The organism is Micromonospora sp. NPDC049230 (assembly GCF_040647875.1).
GTDB lineage: Bacteria > Actinomycetota > Actinomycetes > Mycobacteriales > Micromonosporaceae > Micromonospora.
The window spans coordinates 17,157-33,270 of the sequence record NZ_JBEZCZ010000025.1; the positions used below are offsets into that span (position 1 = coordinate 17,157).

Genomic DNA, 16,114 nt, shown 5'->3' on the forward strand with positions numbered 1-16,114 from the left:
GGGCCCAAGCCGCAGCGCGGAGAACGCCCAGGGGTTGCTGACCGGCGGTCCCGGTCGCGGCCGCAGAGAGCGCGCCCAGCCGCTGCGTCTGAACTGCGGCGGAGCCGGAGCAGCCGGCTCAGACGCCGGGGCGCAGGAGTGCCTTGGTGACCTTCTCGCAGTTGTCCATGCCGTAGTCGTAGCCCAGGTTGATCGGGTACTTGAGCATCACGCCCATCGTCCAGGTGTCAGCGATAGCCATGCAGTTGATGTGCATCTCCTGCACCTCGATCCGGTCGATCCACCCGTTCTTGATGGCGATCTGCTTCCGCTGGGCGGCCGGGAAGGCCTTGCGGATGCCGAAGTCGCCGGCGCCACGCACCAGCTTCATCTCGTTGAGCAGCCACTTTGTCCATTTCGGCCCGGCGGCCGTGCCGGTGGCGATGCAGTTGCCCATGCGGGCGGCGTCGCGGGGGGAGAGCGCCGTCTCGCTCCAGCCGCGGTCGGGGGCGACCTTGCTGTCGGTCAGCTTGCACATGGAGATCAGGCGCTTGATCGAGGCGGCCCCGCCGACCTGGTTGTAGAACTGCTGAGCCCTGGTGTTGTCGCTGTCCCGGATGATCAGTGTCGCGTCGGCGAGCTTCGCGTTGCTCGGGGTCTGGCCGGCGTCGGCCGCGCGACGCAGGTAGTCGGCGACGACCCAGGCCTTGATCATCGAAGCGGTCGTGCTGGTCTCGCCCATGTTCTTGGAACCGATGATCTCCCCGGTGCGACGATCCAACACGCTCCAGGAGTACCAGCCCTCGATGTTCAGGTTGAGGTCCTTGGCGACGAACGGCAGCGGCTCCAGCGTCGGGGTGGGGCTCGGCGACGGCGAGGCCGGCTGGCGGGCGCTGCGGTTGGTGGCCGCACCCGTGGACCGGTCGCCGCCTCCCGTGGCGTCACCCCACTTGGCGGCGGCAGCCGACTCGAACGGTGACCCGGGCATCAGTCGCAGCGAGACCAGCACCAACCCGATCAGGATGACGGCGATGGCGACCAGCCGCAGCGGGGACGCCTCACCGCCGCCACGTCGGTCGGCCCGGCGGTTGCCGGCCATCAGAGCTTCCCCACCGGCTGCTGCGGCACCTTGAGTACGGCGCCGGGCTGCGGGGTGACCAACTGGGTGGCCACACTGGCGCAGACCTTCGCGCCGTAGTCCAAACCGCTCTTGACTGGATAGCGCAGCATCACCGCGAGACTCCATTTGCCGTTGACGGCGAGGCAGTTGACGTGCCAGCTGCCGTCGTAACTGATCCTGGTCCACCCGTTCTTGATGCTGACCGGGCCTTGTTCGATGATCGACTTCGGTAGGCCGTCGATGATGCCCCACCGGCCACCGCCGGAGGTGGGCCGCTGGTCCGTGGCCGCGGTGGTGCCCGTGACGTTGCTCATCTGGTCCAACACCCACCCGGTCCATTTCGGGCCGGCGGCCTTCCCGTCGGCGATGCAGTCGCCGATCCGGACCGCGTCACGGGGGGACATCTGGGTGTAGCTCCACCAACCCTCGCGCTTCGGCACGGTGCCGCGCTTGGTGTCGGTCAGCCCGCAGATCTTGATGGCCCGCTGGATGACCGGCCCGACCGACCCCTTCGGCGGCGACCGGTACGAGCCACCCGCAGCGAAGAAGAGCTTGTCGGTTGCCCCGTCGCTGCTGTCGACGATGGCGATCCGAGCCAACTCCTTCATCTCAGCCGGCGGCTCCTTCTTACCGAACTGCCGCAGGTAGTCGGCGACGATCCAGGCCTTGATCATCGATTCGGTGGAGCTGGTCGCGGCCATGTTCGGCGATCCCGAGATCTTGCCGGTCTGTCGATCCAGCAGCGCCCAGGAAAAGAAGTCACCCTGGAAGTTCACCGACACCGGACCGGCCGCGAGTGTGGGCGGCGGTGGTGGGGTGGGTGCGGGCGTGGCGACGCTGGAGGCACCGCCTACGCCGCTGTCGTCACTGGCGATCCGTGCGTACGCGGCGGAGCCCAGCAGGACGCCGCTCAGCAGGACCGTCGTGACGACGAGCACCAGGGTCACGCGGGATCGCATGAGTGGGTGAGCTCCCAGGTGTCAGGGCCGGGGGGCCGGCTTGTTGTCCGGACGGATCGACGGATCGCCAGGGCCGGGGGAGTTGGCCGCTGTCACTGTGGCAATCATCTGAAGCCGATCGGTGTGCCGGCGAAAGTCTACGTCCGGTTGGCTGACCTGGCAGGTTTCGACACCAGGCAACCGGCGATGACGGCGGGATATGGGGCCGCTATGAGGTTTTTGCTGTGTTTCACCTTTGTTTCGTGGCCTAAGTCACGGCGAGGTGGCACCGATCAGGTAGCGCAAAGCGCTCATTCAACTACAGATCGGATGCGCGGATTCCTGTTACACCCCTCTGGTGCAACGCGTCGCAAGCTGTAACACTTGGCATCATGTATGGCAACGACTTCTCCGCCCCTGACGGCGCTCTGGACGGCGCCCCGGACGAGGCGCCCGGCGGCCTGCTGGGCGAGGTCGAGGCCGCCGAGGCGGAGCTGCGCGCGGCGGCGGCGCGCGGGCGGCGTGGCGGTCCCGCGCCCGACGAGGACCTTGCGGTGTACTTCGCCGAGGTGGTCGACGCCGAGCAGAAGATCGAGCCGCGCGACTGGATGCCCGACGCGTACCGCCGGACGCTGATCCGGCAGATCGCCCAGCACGCCCACTCCGAGATCATCGGCATGCAGCCGGAGGGCAACTGGATCAGCCGGGCGCCCTCGCTCAAGCGCAAGGCGATCCTGCTGGCCAAGGTGCAGGACGAGGCGGGCCACGGCCTCTATCTCTATGCCGCCGCCGAGACCCTCGGCATCAGCCGCGACGAGTTGGTCCGGCTGCTGCTCGACGGGCGGCAGAAGTACAGCTCGATCTTCAACTACCCCACTCTGAGCTGGGCCGACGTGGGCGCGATCGGCTGGCTGGTGGACGGCGCGGCGATCGTCAACCAGGTGCCGCTGTGCCGCTGCTCGTACGGCCCGTACGCCCGAGCGATGATCCGGGTCTGCAAGGAGGAGTCGTTCCACCAGCGGCAGGGCTACGAGATCCTGCACACCCTCGCGCACGGCACCCCGGCGCAGCAGGCGATGGCCCAGGACGCGGTGGACCGCTGGTGGTACCCGTCGCTGGCGATGTTCGGCCCGCCGGACGGCGACTCCACGCACTCCGCCCAGTCGATGTCCTGGAAGATCAAGCGTTTCTCGAACGACGATCTGCGGCAGCGGTTCGTCGACATGTGCGTCCAGCAGGCCGAGATCCTCGGGCTGCGCATCCCCGACGCCGACCTGCGCTGGAACGAGGAGCGGCAGTCGTACGACTACACCCAGCCGGACTACGACGAGCTGATGCAGGTCATCAAGGGCAACGGGCCGTGCAACCGGGAGCGGATGGCCCACCGGCGGGCCGCGCACGCCGACGGCGCATGGGTACGCGAGGCCGCCGCGGCGTACGCCGCGAAGCGGGCGCAACAGAAGGAGAAGGTGGCCGCGTGACGACCGAACACTCGCCGCTCTGGGAGGTCTTCGTGCGGGCGCGACGTGGGCTGTCGCACACCCACGTCGGCAGCCTGCACGCCCCCGATGCCGAGCTGGCCCTGCGCAACGCCCGCGACCTGTACACCCGCCGCCAGGAGGGCGTGTCGATCTGGGTGGTGCCGGCCGGCGCGATCACCGCGTCCAGCCCGGACGAGAAGGACGCCTTCTTCGACCCGGCGGCCGACAAGGTCTACCGCCACCCCACCTTCTACGAGGTGCCGGACGGGGTGGCCCACCTGTGAACGGGCCCTATGACTTCACTCTCGCCCTCGGCGACGACGCGCTGATCGCGGCGCAACGACTGGCCGAGTGGACGACCCGCGCGCCCGAGATGGAAGAGGACATCGCACTTGCCAACATCGCCCTCGACCAGCTCGGCGCGGCGCGCCTGCTGCTGTCGTACGCGGGTGAGCTGGAGGGCGCCGGCCGCGACGAGGACGCGTTGGCGTACCTGCGCGACGACCGTGAGTTCCGCAACGCGCTCCTGGTCGAGCTGCCCAACGGCGACTTCGCGGTGACCATGGCGAAGCTGTTCTTTCTGGCGGCGTACCAGCTACCGCTGTACACCGCGCTGGCCGGTTGTGCGGACGAGCGGTTGGCCGCGATCGGCGCGAAGGCGCGCAAGGAGTCGGCGTACCACCTGGACCACGGCGCGCTGTGGGTGAAGCGGCTCGGCGACGGCACCGAGGAGTCGCACCGTCGCATGCAGGCGGCTGTCGACGAGGTGTGGCCGTACACCCACGAGTTGTTCGCCGCGGACCCGGCGGCGCCGGTCGACCCGGCGGTCCTGCGGCCGGCGTTCGACGAGACCGTCCGCGCGGTGGTGGCCGAGGCGACGCTCACCCTGCCGGAGAGCGGTTGGGCTCCGGCCGGCGGGCGGGACGGCGTGCACACCGAGCACCTGGCCTACCTGCTCGCCGAGATGCAGGTGCTGCACCGCGCCCATCCCGGAGCGCAGTGGTGAGCGCGCGGACCGCGAGCCCGCCTGTCGTGACCGGCGGCACGGTGAGCGCGCGGACCGCGAGCCCGCCTGTCGTGACCGGCGGCACGGTGAGCGCGCGGGAGGCCGCGGCCGGCGTCGTGGACCCGGAGATCCGGGTGATCACCATCGACGAGCTGGGCATCCTGCGGGCGGTCGAGGAGGACCCGGCCAGCGGTCGGGTCACCGTCACCATCACGCCGACCTACACCGGTTGCCCGGCGATGGACGTGATCCGCACCGACATCCGCCGCGCGCTGGCGGTCGCCGGTCACGCCGACGCCGAGGTCCGCACCGTCTACAGCCCACCGTGGAGCACCGACTGGATCTCCGCGGCTGGGCGGGCCAAGCTCGCCGCCGCCGGGATCGCCCCGCCGTCCCCGGTGCCCGCCGCCGGTGTCGTCCCGTTGACCCTCGCGGTCCGTTGCCCGCAGTGCGGCTCACCGGAGACTGAGCAGGTCAGCCGGTTCGGCTCCACCGCGTGTAAGGCGCTGTGGCGGTGCCGGTCCTGCTCCGAACCCTTCGACCACCTGAAGGCGCTGTGACTGTCACCATCACCCGCCCGGTCCGCCGCCGGCCGGTCTTCCACCCGTTGTCGGTCGCCGCGGTCGACCGGCTCACCGACGATGCTGTCGCGGTGACCTTCGCCGTACCCGAGGATCTGCGGGAGACCTTCGCGTTCCGCGCGGGCCAGCACCTCACCGTGCGTCTTCCCGGCGGAGCCGGGGCCACCAGCTCCGCTGGTGCGGATGGCACGGACGTGCGCCGGTCGTACTCCATCTGCTCCACCCCCGACGACCTGGCCCGGCACGGCCGGTTGCGGATCGGGGTGCGGGAGATCCCGGGCGGCGCGTTCTCGGCGTTCGCGTGCGGGGCGCTGCGTGGTGGCGACACTGTCGAGGTGCTGCCGCCGTTGGGCACCTTCACGACGGCGTTCGTGCCGGACCGGGTGCGGCACTACGGCGCGGTCGTCGCCGGCTCCGGGATCACCCCGGTGCTCGCGCTTGTCGCGACCGCCCTGGCCGTCGAGCCGGCCAGCACCTTCACCCTGGTGTACGGCAACCGCACGGCCAACACTGTGATGTTCGCCGAGGAGTTGGCCGATCTGAAGGACCGCTATCCCACCCGGCTGCACCTGGTGCACGTGCTCTCCCGCGAGCAGGGCGAGTCGGCGCTGCTCTCCGGGCGGATCGACGCCGAGCGGCTGGGCCGGCTGCTGGGCACCATCGTGCCGGGCGACGTGATCGAGGAATGGTTCCTCTGCGGCCCGTACGGGATGGTGACCGATGTGCGGGACGTGCTCACCGCACGCGGCCTGCCCGAGTCGGCGGTGCACACCGAGTTGTTCCACGTCGACGCGCCGCCCGAGCCGGTGCGCCGCGCCGTGGACCAGGCGGGTGCCGGGGCCGAGGTCACCATCGTGCTTGACGGCCGGTCGTCGAGCTTCACGATGGGTCGCGAGGAGCGGGTGCTGGACGCCGCGCTCAAGGTGCGCGGCGAGTTGCCGTACGCCTGCAAGGGCGGTGTCTGCTCGACCTGCAAGGCGAAGGTCGTCGACGGGGCGGTCACGATGGCCCGCAACTACGCCCTGGAGCCCGACGAGCTGGCCGCCGGTTACGTCCTGACCTGTCAGTCCAGCCCGACCACCGACCGGCTCACTGTCGACTACGACGCATGAGCGCGCCGAACGACAGGGAGTTCGTCGAGCGGTTCGCCGAGGTCACCGGCGGGCGACGGCCGACCGGCTATGTGGAGGGGTGGGAGCAGTTCGTCGGCTTCTGCGAGGACGGCTACGACGACGTCCTCGACGAGTACTGGTTCGACCTGAGCGTCCGGCACGCGATCGAGACCGTGCTGACCGATGAGCGGTTGCGCGACTTTCCGCAGATGGGCTGGGTCCGGGAGCGGATCGGGGCGGCGGACGAGCGGTTCCGCGCGCTGCTGTCCGAGCAGCCGATGCCGGGGCCGGCCGAGCGGCAGTGGTGGGAGGCGCACGTGCCGGCGTTCGTGGGGCCGGTACTCGCGGCGGAGCTGCGGGACAGCTACGGCATCAGTGTCGAGGTACGCGAGAGCTGAGGTCGAGGTACGCGAGAGCTGAGTAAGCCCGACGTCAGTCGTTGGGGCGGACGTGGGCGGTCCAGTAGGTGAGGTCGGAGCGGTGCTCGACCAGGGCTACCCGTTCGCCGCACGCCTCTTCGATCAGCTTGACCGCCTCGTCGAGGTGGGCCGGGTAGTGATCCCAGTCGGTGTCGCGGAAGAGTTGCAGGCCGACCTCGCCCCGGTCGTCGCCGAGCGCCACTGCGGCTTCGGGCGGCACCAGCACCACTGTGTATCGGCTCGCCTCTCGCTCCGCCTCCGTTGGGGTGGGCTCGTCCTGCCGTCCATGCCGCCGGAAGCGGGCGATCACCGACGGGATCGGTCCGGGTGAATCGGCGGGATCGTACGGTCGCAGCCAGGCGGGCTGGTGGGTCCGGACGGGCATCGCAACCTCCGGGTACGGGAAACAAGATTCAGCAACGTTGCTTGACATGGTTGCGGGTTGCTGAGATCAAGTCAATACTCAACGCGACGAGTCCATGCCGTCAGCGTGACGGCGTGCCGGGAATCGACGCGGAGGATCAGGATGCCGAAGGCCAGTCAACCCACAGTCGTCGGTCGTGGGCTCGGCGGCGAGCTGCGCGACCTGCGGGAGTCGCGCAAACTGCCGCTGCGCCGGGTGGCTATCCGGCTGGGCTGGCAGCCGTCCAAATTATCCCGGATGGAGACCGGCATCCAGGGCATCCTGGCCGCGGATGTCGCCTCGCTGCTGGTGATCTACGGCGTCACGGGGGACGAACGTAAGCGGCTGCTCGGGATGGCCGAGCGGTCGGCCGAGACCGGTTGGTGGGAGGCGATCGGTGGGCTGTCCGACGAGTCCCGGACGCTGATCCGGCTGGAGGCCGAGGCGACGAGCATCGTGAACTGGGAGCCGCTGCTGGTGCCGGGCCTGTTGCAGATCCCGGATTACACCCAGGCGGTGATGGTCGGCTGCGGAGTGCCGGCGGACGAGGCGGAGGGGCGTGTCGCCGCCCGGCTGGGCCGGCAGGCGATCCTGAGCCGGGCCACGCCGCCGACGCTGCACGCGCTGCTCGACGAGATGGTGTTGCGCCGGGTGCTCGGTGGCCACCGGGTCATGGCCCGTCAGCTCCGGCACCTGATCGAGGCCGCGGAGCGGCCGAACGTGACGTTGCAGGTGGTGCCGCTGGCAGTGGGTGGGCACACCGGGCTGGACGGGTCGTTCGCGCTCTTCGACTTTCCCCGCAACCGGTCCGTGGTCTATCTGGACCACAAGCTGGCCGGGCTGTTCCTGGAGGAGGCGCCGCAGGTGGCGCACTTCCGACGGGAGGCCGATAGGCTGGCCGAGGTGGCGCTGAGCCCCGTCGATTCGGTGGAGTTCGTTGCGCGGGTCGCAACGGAGCACGAGCGAGAGTGAGCCCCGATGATCACTGCGGAGCTGTCCGGCGCGACCTGGCGCAAGTCCAGCCGCAGCGGCTCGAACGCCAACTGTGTCGAGGTCGCCGAGCTGACCCACGTGATCGCCGTACGCGACTCGAAGGACCCGGCCGGGCCGGTGCTGGCCTTCGACCGGGCCGCTTGGTCCCGGTTTGTCGGTCGGATGCCGTCGGAGCGCTCCTCCGGATGAACGGACGCGTCGGAGGGCCGGATGGGGCGCGGGAGTCGGAGCGCCCGAATTCCTTGTCCGTAAGCGACGGGCGGAGGTCGCCTGGCAAGTGCCAGGGGCAGTAGCTCCTTGGAAGTGGACCCGGCAGCCTTCCGGACGGTGGGTGAGCCGGGTCTCGCGTTTCCCGGACCTGCGCGGACCTGCCGCGTCTCGCTGACGACGCGCTGCACGGACGTCTTCCAGCGTCCGCCCCTGGCCCAGCACCAGGCCACTGCGTCGGGAATGGCCGGCAGGCACTCCTCGTGGGCTCTCAGTTGGTCGTAACGCAGGTTGCCAGACGTCCCCGACTTTCTCACCTGCTCGAAGAGCAGACGCCTATTATTTTGATCTTGAAAATATATGGGGAACGCCGTTGGGGGTCACATCAGCGTCCCCAGGTCCGCGCGACGAGTTGACGCCGACGTACGCTCGGGGCGTGACGGTGAGCCGGGAGATCGACGACATCCTACAGCGGGGCGCGGACGGCGGGCGGATCACGCCCGAGGAGGCGTTGCTGCTCTACACCGAGGCGCCCTTCCACGCGTTGGGTGAGGCGGCGGACGCGGTGCGTCGGCGGCGCTACCCGGACAACGTCGTCACGTACCTGATCGATCGCAACATCAACTACACGAACGTCTGTGTGACGGCGTGCAAGTTCTGTGCGTTCTACCGGGCGCCCAAGCACCAGGAAGGGTGGACCCACCCGACCGAGGAGATCCTGCGCCGGTGCGGTGAGGCGGTCGAGCTGGGCGCCACCCAGGTGATGCTCCAGGGTGGCCACCACCCGGACTACGGCGTCGAGTACTACGAGGAGCTGTTCTCCTCGGTCAAGCAGGCGTACCCGCAGTTGGTCATCCACTCGATCGGCCCCAGCGAGATCCTGCACATGGCGAAGGTCTCCGGCGTGAGCCTGGACGAGGCCATCGCCCGGATCAAGATCGCTGGTCTGGACTCGATCGCGGGCGCCGGCGCGGAGATGCTGCCGGAGCGGCCGCGGAAGGCCATCGCGCCTCTCAAGGAGTCGGGCGAGCGCTGGCTGGAGGTCATGGAGCTGGCGCACCGGCAGGGCATCGAGTCGACCGCCACCATGATGATGGGCACCGGCGAGACGCACGCCGAGCGGATCGAGCACCTGCGCATGATCCGGGACGTGCAGGACCGCACCCGCGGGTTCCGGTCCTTCATCCCGTGGACGTACCAGCCGGAGAACAACCACCTCAAGGGCCGCACCCAGGCGACCACGCTGGAATACCTGCGTCTCGTCGCGGTGGCCCGGCTCTTCTTCGAGACCGTGCCGCACCTCCAGGCGTCCTGGCTGACGACCGGCAAGGACGTCGGTCAGCTCGCGCTGCACATGGGCGTGGACGACCTCGGCTCGATCATGCTGGAGGAGAACGTGATCTCCTCGGCCGGTGCGCGGCACCGCTCCAACCTGCACGAGCTGATCGGCATGATCCGCTCGGCGGACCGGATTCCCGCGCAGCGTGACACCCTCTACAACCGGCTCGCCGTGCACCACACGCCGGCCGACGACCCGACCGACGAGCGGGTGGTCTCACACTTCTCCTCGATCGCGCTCCCCGGCGGTGGCGCGGGCCGGTCCCTGCCACTTGTCGAGCTCAACTGACGCGGCTCGACGCCCGGCCGTTCGGCTGATCGAGGCTCATGCTCCTGCCGGCTGACCCCGGCGGTACGGGTGGTCCCGTCCGCCGCAGCGTCAGGCTGTCCGCCGCAGGGGTGGTGGAGATGATCGTCGGCGGCTAGCGTCCCGGCTCATATCCGTCATCGCCGGCGACCGGTGATTCAGCGCGATCGTGCTGGTGGCGGGTGGTCTGATGGTCGTTCGTGGGCTGTCCTCCATCGGCCCGTTGCGGGTCGTTCATATAACGCACGGCGGTACGGGCGGGATGGGTGACCATCCCGCCCGTACCGTCTGCGGACCCCGGGCCGGACGGATGAAAAGGGTCCCGCGTGCTGGCGTGCGTGATCGACCTTCGATAGCGTCCGCTCGTTCCGCAACCACTCTTTCTTTCCCTACCCCCCGGGGGACCGATGACAGCGTTCCACCGCTCGGCCCTGGCCCGCGCCGGCGTTGTGGCAGTGCTCGCGGCCGGTGGCCTGGCCACCGTGGCCGCCCCGGCGCAGGCCGCCGACAAGGCCGACCTGGCCCTGGTGCCGCTCAGCTCGGAGCTGGCCAAGGGCGTCAAGGCGGCCAAGGCCAAGCCGTTCAAGTTCCTCGTCGACAACACCCGGAGCACTGTCGCCGCCAAGGGCGTCAGCTACACCGTGGACAGCAGCAGGTTGCTGAACAGCGTGGTCGGGGTCGTCGTGCCCGACGGCTGCCAGGTGAAGGGCAAGACGTTCAGCTGCCCGCTCGGCGACGTGCCGGCCGGCACCAGCGAGGACTTCGGCATTCCGCTGTTCTCCACGGGCGCGCGCGGCGAGGCCGGCACGCTCGTGGTCACCATCACCTCGGCCACCGCCGACCCCAAGAAGAAGGACAACAGGGTCGAGCACGACATCACCGTCGGCAAGCCCGGCTACGACCTGACCAGCTGGGTGCAGGACGTCTACGCGAACGTCGTGGTGAACGGCGTCCAGGGCGACGACCCCGACCTGCGGCCGGTCAAGCGCGGCGAGACGGTGCCGCTGGACTGGGCGGTCTACAACGACGGCAGCCGCAAGGCCACCGGCCTGTCCTACGTGCTCACGCTCCCGGTCGGGGTCACCTTCGCCACGCTGCCGGACACCTGCGTGGCGCAGACCTTCGCCGACGTCGCCCAGGCGCTCTGCCAGGACGACGGCGCGGTGATCAAGCCCGGTGAGTACTACACGGCGGACGTCAAGGTGACGGTCGGCACGAACGTCACCGAGCCGGTGCTGCGGGTCGGCGAACTCGTCGCGCAGGGTCTCGACGCCGCGACGGGTCAGCCCGAGGAGCGGCCCGAGGTGGCGAGCAGCGCCCAGCGGAAGGCCTTCACCGAGGTCGACGAGGGTGACAACCAGGCGATCTTCGACGTCTTCGTCGACCTGACTGCCCAGCCGACCCCGAGCCCCACCGTCACCCCGACGCCCACGGCCACGGCCACGCCGACCCCGGGCGGGACGGCCACCCCGACGCCGGGCGGCACGCCCACCCCGGGCGGCACGGCGACGCCGGGTACGACCACGTCGCCGACTGCCGGTGCTGGCGGCTCCGGTGGTGGCGGTCTGCCGGTCACCGGTGTGCAGGTCGGCCTGATCGGCGGCATCGGTGGTCTCATCCTGCTGGTCGGCGGTGCGCTGCTGGTGCTGTCCCGGCGGCGCAAGGTCGTCCTGGTCGCCCCGAGCGACGAGAAGCCGACCGACTGACAGGTGACACGCTGACGAGGCGTCGCGACAACTGGCGCGCGCCGACGGCCGGTGTGCGGACGCAGGTACGACGGACGGGCGGGGTGGGTGACCACCCCGCCCGTTCGCGTACCCCATGAGGGCCGGTTGGCGGGCGGCTGGCAGAGTGGAGGGGTGAGCCGTTCCCCGCAGGGCCAGCGCGCCAGTCTGGACAAGCAGCCGCACGAGGTCGCCGCGATGTTCGATGGCGTGGCGGAGCGCTACGACCTGACCAACACCGTGATCTCCTTCGGCCAGGACCGGTCCTGGCGTCGGGCCACCCGGTCGGCGCTCGGGCTGCGGCCGGGCGAGCGGGTGCTGGACGTGGGCGCGGGCACCGGCGTCTCGACCCGGGAGTTGGCGCAGTCCGGGGCGTACGCGGTGGGTGCTGACCTGTCGCTGGGCATGCTGTACGCGGGCAAGCGGGTCCGTCCCGAGGTGCCGCTGCTGGCCGGCGACGCGTTGCGGCTGCCGTTCGCCGACGCCAGCTTCGACGCGGTGACCATCTCCTTCGCGCTGCGCAACGTCAGCGACACCGACGCGGCACTGCGGGAGTTGGCGCGGGTGACCCGGCCGGGCGGACGGCTCGTGGTGTGCGAGTTCAGCACCCCGGTCAACCCGGTCTTCCGGACGGTCTACCTGTCGTACCTGATGCGGTCGCTGCCGGTGGTCGCCCGCACGGTGTCGAGCAACCCCGACGCCTATGTGTACCTGGCCGAGTCGGTTCGGGCCTGGCCGGCGCAGGAGGCGCTGGCCGGACGGGTCGCGGCGGCCGGGTGGGGCCGGGTCGCGTGGCGCAACCTGACAGGTGGTGTGGTGGCTCTGCACCGGGGGATCCGCGAGTAGTCGGAGCAACCGACGCGGACATTGCTCAGGTTTCGTGAATATGGGTTTTTAGTCCACTTTGCGCCGTACGCTCGTTCGCATGACCGGAGTAGACCCGGCGGACCCGGTGGCCGCCACCGACGACGACGCGGCCGAACTCATCGCGCAGTTGCGCGCGTTGGCGGGAGCCGATCCGGTGGAGGTCCGGCAGGTGGTCGCCGAGGTGTTGGCGGCGCTGGACCGGGCGGCGGGTGGGGCGCTCCGGGAACATCTGCCGGAGACCATCCGGGTCGATGCGGGCCTGGACGCACCCAGCCCGGCCTGACACTCGACCGCTGTGGACGGTCAGCGGCTGTCACATCGGCGAGTTAGGTACCCCTGATCCTGCGCAGGTATGACGCCGGTCATACACTCGTCCCGTCTGGCTTGTGAAGCATTTCACGAGCGTGCGGGAGGAGGCGCGAATGACCGCGGTGGAACACGACGCCGACGTCATTGTCGTGGGCGCCGGTCCCGGTGGGTCAGCGACCGCGTACCACCTGGCCCGGCACGGCGTACGAGTGCTGTTGTTGGAGAAGACCGAGTTCCCCCGGGAGAAGGTCTGCGGCGACGGGTTGACCCCACGTGCGGTGCGCCAGCTCATCCGGATGGGTGTGGACACCTCGCCCGAGGCCGGCTGGCTGCACAACCGGGGCCTGCGGGTCATCGGCGGCGGCGTCCGCCTGGAGTTGGACTGGCCCGAGCTGGCCAGCTTCCCCAACTACGGTCTGGTCCGCACGCGGCTGGACTTCGACGACCTGCTGGCGCAGCGGGCGGTGGCCGCCGGCGCCAAGCTGCGCACCAACGTCAACGTGTTGGGCCCGGTGCTCGACGGTGACGGCCGGGTCACCGGCGTCGAGGCGGAGGTCGGCCCGGGTAAGGAGCCGACCACCTTCCACGCCCCGCTCGTCGTCGCGGCCGACGGCGTCTCCGGCCGGTTCCCGCTCGCGCTCGGGCTGGCCAAGCGGGAGGACCGGCCGATCGGCGTGGCCGTCCGCCGCTACTACCGCTCGCCGGCCAAGCACGAGGACAACTACCTGGAGTCCTGGCTGGAGTTGCGCAGCAAGGACAGCGGCGACAACCTGCTGCCCGGGTACGGCTGGATCTTCGGCCTCGGCGACGGGCGGGTCAACGTCGGCCTCGGCGTGCTCAACTCGTCCTCGGCGTTCGGCAAGACCAACTACCGCCGGCTGCTCACCGACTGGCTCGCCAACACCCCGGAAGACTGGGGGATGACCGACGAGGCCAACGCCGACGGTCCGATCCTCGGGGCCGCGCTGCCGATGGGCTTCAACCGGGTGCCCCACTACACCCGTGGTGTGCTGCTGGTCGGCGACTCGGGCGGCATGGTCAACCCGTTCAACGGCGAGGGCATCGCGTACGCGATGGAGTCCGGTGAGCTGGCCGCAGAGGTCGCGGTCCAGGCGCTCGCCCGGCCCGCCGGCCCGGAGCGGGAGCGCGCGCTGCTGGCGTACCCGAACGAGTTGAAGGCCCGGCTCGGCGGCTACTACCGGTTGGGCGGCATCTTCGTGAAACTGATCGGCCGCCCCGAGATCATGCGGATCGCCACCAAACACGGCATGCCGCACCCGACGCTGATGCGTTTCGTGCTCAAGCTGTTGGCCAACCTGACCGACCCACGTGGTGGGGATGCGATGGACCGGGTCATCAACGCGATGACGAAGGCCGCGCCAGCTGTCTGAGTAGGACGGCATCGGTGCTGGTCACAGCCCCGATGCTGACAAAGATCGACCCCCGCCGACTGCCTCTGCGAGGGACGTGAATAGTGTGATTTTTGTCAAGCACCGAGGGCAGGGAAGGACGAGCAGGAGAAAACGATGTCGCTCTCGCCTTACGCACCGATCATCGGGCTGTTCGCCCTCGCCGCGGCGTTCTCGCTGTTTTCCGTCGGCGCCGCCCGCTTCGCCGGGCCCCGTCGCTACAACAAGGCCAAACTCGAGGCTTACGAGTGCGGCATCGAGCCCAGCCCGCAGCCGGTCGGCGGCGGCCGGTTCCCGATCAAGTTCTACCTGACGGCGATGCTCTTCATCGTCTTCGACATCGAGATCATCTTCCTCTACCCCTGGGCGGTCACGTTCGACGCTCTGCCGATCTTCGGCTTCGTGGAGATGGTCCTGTTCATCGTCGCGGTCTTCGTTGCGTACGCCTACGTGTGGCGGCGCGGCGGCCTGGACTGGGACTGAGGAAGGAACGTCATGGGCATCGAGGAGAAGCTCCCCGCCGGCGTCCTGCTCACCTCGGTGGAGAAGCTGGTCAACTGGTCCCGGAAGTCGTCCGTGTGGGGCGCGACCTTCGGCCTGGCCTGCTGCGCCATCGAGATGATGGCCGCCGGTGGTCCGCACTACGACATGGGCCGTTGGGGCATGGAGGTCTTCCGGGCGTCCCCCCGGCAGGCCGACCTGATGATCGTGGCCGGCCGGGTGAGCCAGAAGATGGCTCCGGTGCTGCGCCAGATCTACGACCAGATGGCCGAGCCCCGCTGGGTGCTCTCCATGGGCGTCTGCGCCAGCAGCGGCGGCATGTTCAACAACTACGCGATCGTGCAGGGCGTCGACCACGTGGTGCCTGTCGACATGTACCTGCCCGGCTGCCCGCCCCGGCCGGAGATGCTCATCGACGCGATCCTCAAGCTCCGCGAGAAGATCATGTATGAGCCGCTGGGCCCGAACGGCCGCAAGATGCTGGCGGCTCGTCAGGAGCGCGGCGACGTTCCGGTCGTGCCCTACGGCTCCATGCCCTCGTCGTACCGCAGCGACAAGGCCCGGCGTGCCGAGTGGACCCGGGCGGTCCGCGAGGGCCGCGAGGAGCAGCTGCGCATCGAGAACTGGATGAACGCTCAGAACCACCTCCACCCGCAGGCAGGCCCCAAATGACGTCACCCACGGACAAGCCCAACGACGGCGGCGTACCGCTGCCGGTGGTGCCGGCCGGCGCCACGAGCGGTGCCCCCGCCGAGTTGCCGCCGTCCAGCCCGGCCGGGCGCGGGATGTTCGGCAACCACGGCACCGGCGACGTGTCCGGCTACGGCGGCCTGGTCCGCCAGCGCCAGCCCATCGAGGATGCTTCCCGGCCGTACGGGGGCTACTTCGACGAGGTCCGCGACGCGCTGGAGGAGGCGTACCCGGCCTTCGGTGACGCGATCGAGAAGGTCGTTGTCGACCGGGGCGAGCTGACCCTGCACGTCCGGCCGGAGCGGATCGCCGAGGTCTGCCAGGTGCTGCGGGACGACCTGGCGCTGCGGTTCGAGCTGTGTTCCTCGGTGTCCGGCGTGGACTACCTGGGCGCCGACGAGCGCCGGCTGCACGTGGTCTACCTGCTCACCTCGATGACGTACCGGCGGCGGGTCCGGCTGGAGGCCGCGGTCTCCGTGGCGGCCCCGCACCTGCCCAGCGTGACGGCCGTCTACCCGACCGCGGACTGGCAGGAGCGGGAGGCGTACGACATGTTCGGCATCGTCTTCGACGGTCACCCCAACCTGACCCGGATCCTCATGCCGGACGACTGGGAGGGCCACCCGCAGCGCAAGGACTACCCGCTCGGCGGTGTCCCCGTCGAGTACAAGGGCGCGGAGATCCAGCCGCCGAACGAGCGGAGGTCGTACCAGTGAGCGCGAGGAGTGCA

General features: G+C 69.9%; 19 protein-coding genes. 16 read left to right on the forward strand and 3 right to left on the reverse strand.

Annotated elements, in window-relative coordinates; translation table 11 throughout:
- Nucleotides 1-118: 118 nt before the first annotated feature.
- Both AB0A95_RS20750 and AB0A95_RS20755 read right to left on the reverse strand, forming a co-directional pair.
- On the reverse strand, nucleotides 119-1,078 hold the full coding sequence (locus AB0A95_RS20750; protein WP_357557400.1) for a hypothetical protein: 960 nt from the start codon (nucleotides 1,076-1,078) through the stop codon (nucleotides 119-121).
- Complete coding sequence (locus AB0A95_RS20755) at nucleotides 1,078-2,058, reverse strand: hypothetical protein (RefSeq protein WP_357557401.1); 981 nt, start codon at nucleotides 2,056-2,058, stop codon at nucleotides 1,078-1,080. The genes AB0A95_RS20750 and AB0A95_RS20755 overlap by 1 nt, the downstream gene beginning before the upstream one ends.
- A gap of 371 nt (nucleotides 2,059-2,429) precedes the next feature.
- Here AB0A95_RS20755 and paaA point away from each other — a divergent pair, with 371 nt between their 5' ends.
- From paaA to AB0A95_RS20785, 6 genes are all read left to right on the forward strand, one after another.
- Complete coding sequence (gene paaA / locus AB0A95_RS20760) at nucleotides 2,430-3,518, forward strand: 1,2-phenylacetyl-CoA epoxidase subunit PaaA (protein ID WP_357557402.1); 1,089 nt, start codon at nucleotides 2,430-2,432, stop codon at nucleotides 3,516-3,518.
- Nucleotides 3,515-3,802 (forward strand): 1,2-phenylacetyl-CoA epoxidase subunit PaaB, encoded by a 288-nt coding sequence (gene paaB, locus AB0A95_RS20765; RefSeq protein ID WP_355027413.1) that lies wholly within the window; start codon nucleotides 3,515-3,517, stop codon nucleotides 3,800-3,802. Before paaA ends, paaB begins: the two co-directional genes overlap by 4 nt.
- Complete coding sequence (gene paaC, locus AB0A95_RS20770; RefSeq protein ID WP_357557403.1) at nucleotides 3,799-4,524, forward strand: 1,2-phenylacetyl-CoA epoxidase subunit PaaC; 726 nt, start codon at nucleotides 3,799-3,801, stop codon at nucleotides 4,522-4,524. Before paaB ends, paaC begins: the two co-directional genes overlap by 4 nt.
- 86 nt (nucleotides 4,525-4,610) lie before the next feature.
- Entirely contained in the window at nucleotides 4,611-5,084 is a 474-nt protein-coding gene (paaD, locus tag AB0A95_RS20775) for a 1,2-phenylacetyl-CoA epoxidase subunit PaaD (RefSeq protein ID WP_357557468.1), read from the forward strand.
- On the forward strand, nucleotides 5,081-6,217 hold the full coding sequence (gene paaE / locus AB0A95_RS20780) for a 1,2-phenylacetyl-CoA epoxidase subunit PaaE (protein ID WP_357557404.1): 1,137 nt from the start codon (nucleotides 5,081-5,083) through the stop codon (nucleotides 6,215-6,217). Before paaD ends, paaE begins: the two co-directional genes overlap by 4 nt.
- Complete coding sequence (locus tag AB0A95_RS20785; protein ID WP_357557405.1) at nucleotides 6,214-6,615, forward strand: hypothetical protein; 402 nt, start codon at nucleotides 6,214-6,216, stop codon at nucleotides 6,613-6,615. Before paaE ends, AB0A95_RS20785 begins: the two co-directional genes overlap by 4 nt.
- A gap of 34 nt (nucleotides 6,616-6,649) precedes the next feature.
- Here the strand turns inward: AB0A95_RS20785 and AB0A95_RS20790 are convergent, their stop codons facing one another.
- Nucleotides 6,650-7,021: a hypothetical protein gene (locus AB0A95_RS20790; RefSeq protein ID WP_357557406.1), complete on the reverse strand. Its 372-nt coding sequence runs from the start codon at nucleotides 7,019-7,021 to the stop codon at nucleotides 6,650-6,652.
- A 141-nt stretch (nucleotides 7,022-7,162) separates the two neighbouring features.
- On the opposite strand from AB0A95_RS20790, the gene AB0A95_RS20795 reads away from it, so the two are divergent.
- From AB0A95_RS20795 to AB0A95_RS20840, 10 genes are all read left to right on the forward strand, one after another.
- Nucleotides 7,163-8,011 (forward strand): helix-turn-helix transcriptional regulator, encoded by an 849-nt coding sequence (locus AB0A95_RS20795; RefSeq protein ID WP_357557407.1) that lies wholly within the window; start codon nucleotides 7,163-7,165, stop codon nucleotides 8,009-8,011.
- 6 nt (nucleotides 8,012-8,017) lie between these two features.
- Nucleotides 8,018-8,221: a DUF397 domain-containing protein gene (locus tag AB0A95_RS20800; protein ID WP_357557408.1), complete on the forward strand. Its 204-nt coding sequence runs from the start codon at nucleotides 8,018-8,020 to the stop codon at nucleotides 8,219-8,221.
- Between the two features lie 454 nt (nucleotides 8,222-8,675).
- Entirely contained in the window at nucleotides 8,676-9,866 is a 1,191-nt protein-coding gene (mqnC, locus tag AB0A95_RS20805; RefSeq protein WP_357557409.1) for a cyclic dehypoxanthinyl futalosine synthase, read from the forward strand.
- Nucleotides 9,867-10,291: 425 nt separating this feature from the next.
- Nucleotides 10,292-11,590: an LPXTG cell wall anchor domain-containing protein gene (locus AB0A95_RS20810; protein ID WP_357557410.1), complete on the forward strand. Its 1,299-nt coding sequence runs from the start codon at nucleotides 10,292-10,294 to the stop codon at nucleotides 11,588-11,590.
- A 153-nt stretch (nucleotides 11,591-11,743) separates the two neighbouring features.
- Nucleotides 11,744-12,454, forward strand: coding sequence for a demethylmenaquinone methyltransferase (locus AB0A95_RS20815; protein WP_357557411.1), 711 nt, complete (start codon nucleotides 11,744-11,746; stop codon nucleotides 12,452-12,454).
- A 79-nt stretch (nucleotides 12,455-12,533) separates the two neighbouring features.
- Nucleotides 12,534-12,758 carry a hypothetical protein gene (locus AB0A95_RS20820; protein WP_357557412.1) on the forward strand — a complete coding sequence of 75 codons (225 nt, stop codon included), beginning with the start codon at nucleotides 12,534-12,536 and terminating at the stop codon, nucleotides 12,756-12,758.
- 139 nt (nucleotides 12,759-12,897) lie between these two features.
- Nucleotides 12,898-14,175: a geranylgeranyl reductase family protein gene (locus AB0A95_RS20825; protein ID WP_357557413.1), complete on the forward strand. Its 1,278-nt coding sequence runs from the start codon at nucleotides 12,898-12,900 to the stop codon at nucleotides 14,173-14,175.
- A 135-nt stretch (nucleotides 14,176-14,310) separates the two neighbouring features.
- The gene (locus AB0A95_RS20830) at nucleotides 14,311-14,676 is read left to right on the forward strand and encodes an NADH-quinone oxidoreductase subunit A (RefSeq protein ID WP_110565037.1); all 366 of its coding nucleotides are present in this window, start codon (nucleotides 14,311-14,313) and stop codon (nucleotides 14,674-14,676) included.
- Between the two features lie 12 nt (nucleotides 14,677-14,688).
- On the forward strand, nucleotides 14,689-15,366 hold the full coding sequence (locus tag AB0A95_RS20835) for an NADH-quinone oxidoreductase subunit B (protein WP_030486262.1): 678 nt from the start codon (nucleotides 14,689-14,691) through the stop codon (nucleotides 15,364-15,366).
- Entirely contained in the window at nucleotides 15,363-16,100 is a 738-nt protein-coding gene (locus tag AB0A95_RS20840; protein WP_357557414.1) for an NADH-quinone oxidoreductase subunit C, read from the forward strand. Before AB0A95_RS20835 ends, AB0A95_RS20840 begins: the two co-directional genes overlap by 4 nt.
- Nucleotides 16,101-16,114: the final 14 nt, after the last annotated feature.

Excerpts from the sequence above, each read along its gene's own strand:
- AB0A95_RS20825 (WP_357557413.1), top strand. The coding sequence starts at position 12,898 with ATGACCGCGGTGGAACACGACGCCGACGTCATTGTCGTGGGCGCCGGT.
- AB0A95_RS20830 (WP_110565037.1), top strand. The coding sequence starts at position 14,311 with ATGTCGCTCTCGCCTTACGCACCGATCATCGGGCTGTTCGCCCTCGCC.
- AB0A95_RS20790 (WP_357557406.1), bottom strand. The coding sequence starts at position 7,021 with ATGCCCGTCCGGACCCACCAGCCCGCCTGGCTGCGACCGTACGATCCC.
- AB0A95_RS20835 (WP_030486262.1), top strand. The coding sequence starts at position 14,689 with ATGGGCATCGAGGAGAAGCTCCCCGCCGGCGTCCTGCTCACCTCGGTG.
- AB0A95_RS20785 (WP_357557405.1), top strand. The coding sequence starts at position 6,214 with ATGAGCGCGCCGAACGACAGGGAGTTCGTCGAGCGGTTCGCCGAGGTC.
- AB0A95_RS20820 (WP_357557412.1), top strand. The coding sequence starts at position 12,534 with ATGACCGGAGTAGACCCGGCGGACCCGGTGGCCGCCACCGACGACGAC.
- AB0A95_RS20795 (WP_357557407.1), top strand. The coding sequence starts at position 7,163 with ATGCCGAAGGCCAGTCAACCCACAGTCGTCGGTCGTGGGCTCGGCGGC.
- AB0A95_RS20810 (WP_357557410.1), top strand. The coding sequence starts at position 10,292 with ATGACAGCGTTCCACCGCTCGGCCCTGGCCCGCGCCGGCGTTGTGGCA.
- AB0A95_RS20750 (WP_357557400.1), bottom strand. The coding sequence starts at position 1,078 with ATGGCCGGCAACCGCCGGGCCGACCGACGTGGCGGCGGTGAGGCGTCC.
- AB0A95_RS20755 (WP_357557401.1), bottom strand. The coding sequence starts at position 2,058 with ATGCGATCCCGCGTGACCCTGGTGCTCGTCGTCACGACGGTCCTGCTG.
- paaA (WP_357557402.1), top strand. The coding sequence starts at position 2,430 with ATGTATGGCAACGACTTCTCCGCCCCTGACGGCGCTCTGGACGGCGCC.
- AB0A95_RS20840 (WP_357557414.1), top strand. The coding sequence starts at position 15,363 with ATGACGTCACCCACGGACAAGCCCAACGACGGCGGCGTACCGCTGCCG.
- AB0A95_RS20800 (WP_357557408.1), top strand. The coding sequence starts at position 8,018 with ATGATCACTGCGGAGCTGTCCGGCGCGACCTGGCGCAAGTCCAGCCGC.